The sequence below is a fragment of the Pseudorhodobacter sp. E13 genome, from assembly GCF_003991405.1.
Taxonomy (GTDB): domain Bacteria; phylum Pseudomonadota; class Alphaproteobacteria; order Rhodobacterales; family Rhodobacteraceae; genus Pseudorhodobacter.
In genome coordinates this window covers 1-352 of the sequence record NZ_RPEN01000074.1, presented here as the reverse complement: position 1 = coordinate 352, position 352 = coordinate 1, and the positions used below count along the sequence as shown (strand labels likewise).

Here is a 352-nt window from a genome sequence, read left to right as displayed (position 1 = left end):
CGTCAATTTCGAGAACACGCGCGGCGAAACGCCGTTGGAAAGCTGCGCCTTTGCGGTTGTCGAACAGGCCCGCGCCTTGGGTGTCAGGATGCGGACACTGGCCTTTTTTGCGGGCCGCACAAGCTCGGCCTATTCTGAGCTGAAAAAAGGCACCCTTGCCTATAGCAACATGATCACGGGCGTCACCCGCGCCAAGGCACTTGCCGATGCACGGGGCTGGAAGCTTGTGGTGCTGGGGGCTTTGGTCAAACACGGTGAAAGCGATGCCGCCAGCACAACCTATCAGGCGGAACTGAACCAGTGGCAAGCCGATGTGGAAACAGACGTCCGCGCCATCACCGGGCAAACGGCG

Annotated in this window: 1 protein-coding gene; it reads left to right on the top strand. The window is 60.5% G+C overall.

The annotated features are described in order from the left end of the window. A partial coding sequence (locus EGN72_RS19060) for a hypothetical protein (RefSeq protein WP_199743674.1) occupies positions 1 to 352 on the top strand: 352 nt, incomplete at both ends.